The sequence below is a fragment of the uncultured Kiloniella sp. genome (assembly GCF_937128705.1).
Taxonomy (GTDB): Bacteria; Pseudomonadota; Alphaproteobacteria; order Kiloniellales; family Kiloniellaceae; genus Kiloniella.
In genome coordinates this window covers 1-4,272 of the sequence record NZ_CAKZMP010000306.1, presented here as the reverse complement: position 1 = coordinate 4,272, position 4,272 = coordinate 1, and the positions used below count along the sequence as shown (strand labels likewise).

General features: G+C 45.2%; 3 protein-coding genes and 1 pseudogene. 3 read left to right on the top strand and 1 reads right to left on the bottom strand.

Annotated features, from left to right (window positions below):
• From Q0241_RS15225 to Q0241_RS15215, 3 genes and pseudogenes are all read left to right on the top strand, one after another.
• Nucleotides 1-432, top strand: a pseudogene (locus tag Q0241_RS15225) (aspartate aminotransferase); the annotation flags it as partial.
• A complete protein-coding gene (locus tag Q0241_RS15220; RefSeq protein ID WP_299378979.1) occupies nt 432-2,816 on the top strand; it encodes a DNA translocase FtsK in 2,385 nt (794 codons plus the stop codon). The pseudogene Q0241_RS15225 and the gene Q0241_RS15220, both read left to right, overlap by 1 nt.
• A 120-nt stretch (nt 2,817-2,936) precedes the next feature.
• A complete protein-coding gene (locus Q0241_RS15215) occupies nt 2,937-3,632 on the top strand; it encodes an outer membrane lipoprotein carrier protein LolA (protein ID WP_299378977.1) in 696 nt (231 codons plus the stop codon).
• Here Q0241_RS15215 and Q0241_RS15210 read toward each other — a convergent pair.
• Nucleotides 3,629-4,272 (bottom strand): sterol desaturase family protein (locus Q0241_RS15210; RefSeq protein WP_299378975.1); only part of this gene is annotated, 644 nt, incomplete at its 5' end. The genes Q0241_RS15215 and Q0241_RS15210 overlap by 4 nt on opposite strands.

The following is a 4,272-nucleotide window of genomic DNA, read 5'->3' as shown; positions in this document are numbered from 1 at the left end:
AAATGGATATCAATGATCAACACAACCTGTCAGGTTGGCGGTGCAGGTGTGCCTATACCTGTGCAAGCAGCAGGTACCCGACTGTGGCAGGACGAAGAACACGTCAATATAAACCGCGCACTTTATAAACAAAATTTTGATCTCGCCCAAAAGATCCTTGGTCAAAGTATTCCTGTTGAAATACCAGCAGGTGGTTTTTGTTTATGGTTAGATGTTGGCAACGGCATAGAAGTTACAAAAAAACTTTGGAAAGACGCTGGTATTCGCGTCATGCCCGGAGCTTTTATGAGTCACGCTAACAATGATGGCGTTACGCCGGGTGATCGCTATATCCGCCTTGCTTTGGTTTATGACCCAAGCTTTATGGAAAAAGCCTTTATAAGTATTCGTAACATACTGGATGAAAAACAAGACGTAGGGATTAACGGTTAATGGCAAGATCCGCCAAATCAGATAAAGTTCAACTTCTTCCCCAGGGAACAGGTGTTTTCTTTCAAAAACGCCTGATTGAATGCTTGGGCATCGTGCTCTTGCTTGTTGGGGTCTTGCTGTTTCTTTCCTTAGTTACCTATAGCCCAGCAGATCCAGGATTCAACAGAGCCACAGATGGAACTGTAGAAAATTTGTTAGGCATTTATGGCGCCCAGACAGCAAGCTTTATGCTGCCATTTGTCGGACTTTCCGTCTATTGCCTACCCCTCATTCTCGCAGGCTGGTGCTGGAGATGCTTAAAAGACCACAGCCTTAGCCAGCCGTGGATTAGAATCCTATCCCTTCCACTGCTTATTATCACACTCTTTATCGCTTTTGCTGGACTTCCACAGGTAGAGGGATGGTTGGGCCTGGGGCACACATCCAATTTGGGTGGTACATTCGGACAACTGGCAATTAATGAGACCCAGCCCTATTTAGGCGCTTTGTCGTGGGTTGCCTCATTAATCTCATTCTTGATCGCAATTCCCCTTTTTCTTTATGCAGTTGCCCTCAGGAAAGAAGAATGGCTGACAATCGGTCGGGGATTAAAGTTTGGTTTTTCCGCAACCGGGCACATCAAACATATCTTCAACGCGCCCAACCCCTTTAAAAGAAATCGTGATGAAGATGATGAGACGCCTGATATCCGAGGAAAAAGGGATAAGGCTATTCGCAGACGTGCCAAGAAAGATCGAATAGAACCAACCCTGGAAGACGAAAAAATTACCAACGCTCGTGTTGAAACATCTGTCAAACCTGCACAACCAAGCAAACGGATTAAAGCGGAAGAACAGGGGCGTCTTAATCTGGAAACTGCTGATGGTGAGTATGAACTACCACCAATTTCCATGCTCAATGATCCCCCCGGTGATTCAGGGAAAAACAGCCTCAGCAAAGATGCATTAGAAAAAACAGCCCGCTTGCTAGAGACCGTTCTTGATGACTTTGGCGTCAAGGGTGAGATCGTCACAATCCGGCCCGGTCCAGTTGTTACACGCTATGAACTTGAGCCCGCCCCCGGAACAAAAACCAGCCGGGTTGTCGGCCTTGCAGACGATGTCGCCCGATCAATGTCCGCAATTTCAGTTCGTGTTGCCGTTGTTCCTGGCTCAACAACAATCGGTATTGAGCTGCCGAACAGCAAACGGCAAACGGTCTATTTACAAGAGTTAATGGGGTCCAGTGACTACGACAAAGACAAAGGCAAGCTTCCCATTATATTAGGGAAAGATATTGGTGGTATTCCTTCCATTGTAGATCTTGCCCGAATGCCACACTTGCTTATTGCGGGTACAACAGGATCAGGTAAATCAGTGGCCGTAAATGCCATGATTCTTTCCCTTTTATACCGCTTTACGCCTGATGAATGTAAATTCATCATGATCGACCCCAAAATGCTGGAACTATCTGTTTACGACAATATTCCACATTTGTTGGCACCAGTGGTAACCGAACCTAAAAAGGCTGTGGTTGCACTGAAATGGACAGTGCGTGAGATGGAAGACAGATATCGCGCCATGTCCAAGCTGGGTGTCCGGAATATCGACGGCTATAACGCACGCATGGCAGAAGCACGAAAGAACGGCGAAATTCTAACGCGGAAGGTTCAAACAGGATTTGATCCGGAAACCGGACAGCCCATACACGAAGAACAACCGTTTGATATGAATGCCCTGCCCTATATCGTCGTTGTTGTCGATGAAATGGCAGATCTTATGCTTGTGGCCGGCAAGGATATTGAGGCTGCTATTCAACGGCTTGCACAAATGGCCCGTGCTGCGGGCATCCACATTATGATGGCGACACAGCGACCATCTGTTGATGTTATCACCGGTACAATCAAAGCAAACTTCCCGACGCGTATCAGTTTCCACGTGACCTCAAAAATTGATAGTCGTACGATCCTTGGCGAACAAGGCGCAGAGCAGCTTCTGGGCCAGGGCGATATGCTATACATGGGGCAAGGCGGAAGAATTCAGCGTGTCCACGGCCCGTTGGTGACTGATGAAGAAGTCGAAGAAGTTGTGAACTGGCTTAAAAAGCAAGCCATGCCAAACTATATCGAATCAGTAACCACCGAAGATTCAGAAAGCCCTGATTTTGATTCTGCCGCCCCATCAAGCAGTGGGGGGAATGGCAGTAAAGCCGACGAACTGTATGACAGAGCAGTCGCAGAAGTGATCAAAAGCAGAAAAGCATCGACCAGCTATGTTCAACGACGCCTTCAGATCGGGTATAACAGAGCCGCAACAATCATCGAACGGATGGAAGATGAAGGCGTTATTTCATCAGCTAACCACGTCGGTAAACGTGAAGTTCTGGTACCAGACCGAGATGAATAAAACAGGGATAAATCAAGCTTGAACAAATAGAGTACGTATAGATACTGCCTTGTTTTCTAGCGTCCCAAAGCACAAAACCTACTATAGAACCATTGAATTTCTAAGGATCAAACCTTGATCATGTTTCATAAAATATTTTCATTAAAGTCCTTCATGACCGTGATTTTCGCCCTGTTCATGTTCACCGGGCAAATTAGCGTAATCGATCAGACAGCCCAGGCAGATTCAAATGCTGCGGTGGAACCAAACGGGTTGGATGGACTATCCCCTGATGAAGTATCTATCGTGCGCCGTATCGAAGACTATCTAAATGATTTGAAATCCGTTTCAGCACGCTTTATTCAAATCTCCAGTAATGGCAGCCTAGCCGAAGGAGATGTTAATATTCAGCGTCCAGGCAGAATGCGTTTCGAATATGACGAACCTGTTCCTATCGTGATGATCGCAAATGGCGTCACATTGCTCTATTTCGATAAAAAGCTAAAACAATCGACTTATCTGCCCCTATGGAAAACGCCATTATGGTTTTTGATTCGCGAAAAAGTCGAACTTCACAAAGACATTCAGATCCTTCGCGCACAAGAATCTGACAGTACAATTCAGTTAGAAATAAGAGCCGAAGGTGAATCAGACGGCACCCAAATGACACTGCTGTTCAGTGATAACCCGATTTCTCTGCGGAAATGGGAAGTTGTCGATGCACAAGGCATTACAACACAGGTCTCACTTGTGAATCCTGTTTATGATGCATCAATAGACGAATCTGTGTTCAAAACTGATGACCTCGACATGAAAAAGAAAAAAATTGGGGATTAATCTTTCCTCATCCTAAAAGGTTTGAGAAATAATTGAAGGAGCGATTTATCCATTGCTCCTTCAACGCCTATTTTCATGTTCAAACTTCTTTGAGTTGCGCTTCTAGAGCGGAAAATTTTATCCCAAAAGCTGAAAACTGTACCGTAGTTACTGTCTGTATCGCGACGAAGGGCATGATGGTGAACCCAGTGAATATCTGGTGTAACGATGAACATGGACAAGACTTTTTCGACCCCATGCGCCAACCGTAAATTTGAATGATGAAAGATTGTTGCAATCAATAGAATAGTTTCAAAAATTATAACGGATACCAGCGGGATATCAAAAAGAACGATAACAAGAACTCTCATCAAAGCAGATATTATCACCTCGCCAAAATGAAACCGAAGAGCCGACGTAGTATCCAAATTCATGTCCAGGTGGTGTATTTCGTGAAACCGCCAGAGGAAGGGAATTTCGTGGTTTATCCGGTGCCACCAATAAATCAGACAGTCTAACAAAATTATATCGACTATAATTCCTACACCACCTGATAAGACATCTGGTCGCCAACCTATCACATGTGTCGTGGCCCAAATAGTCAGAGGAATAACCACCAAAGGAGACAAAAGCAGGTTACAACACCACAAACTTATATTCC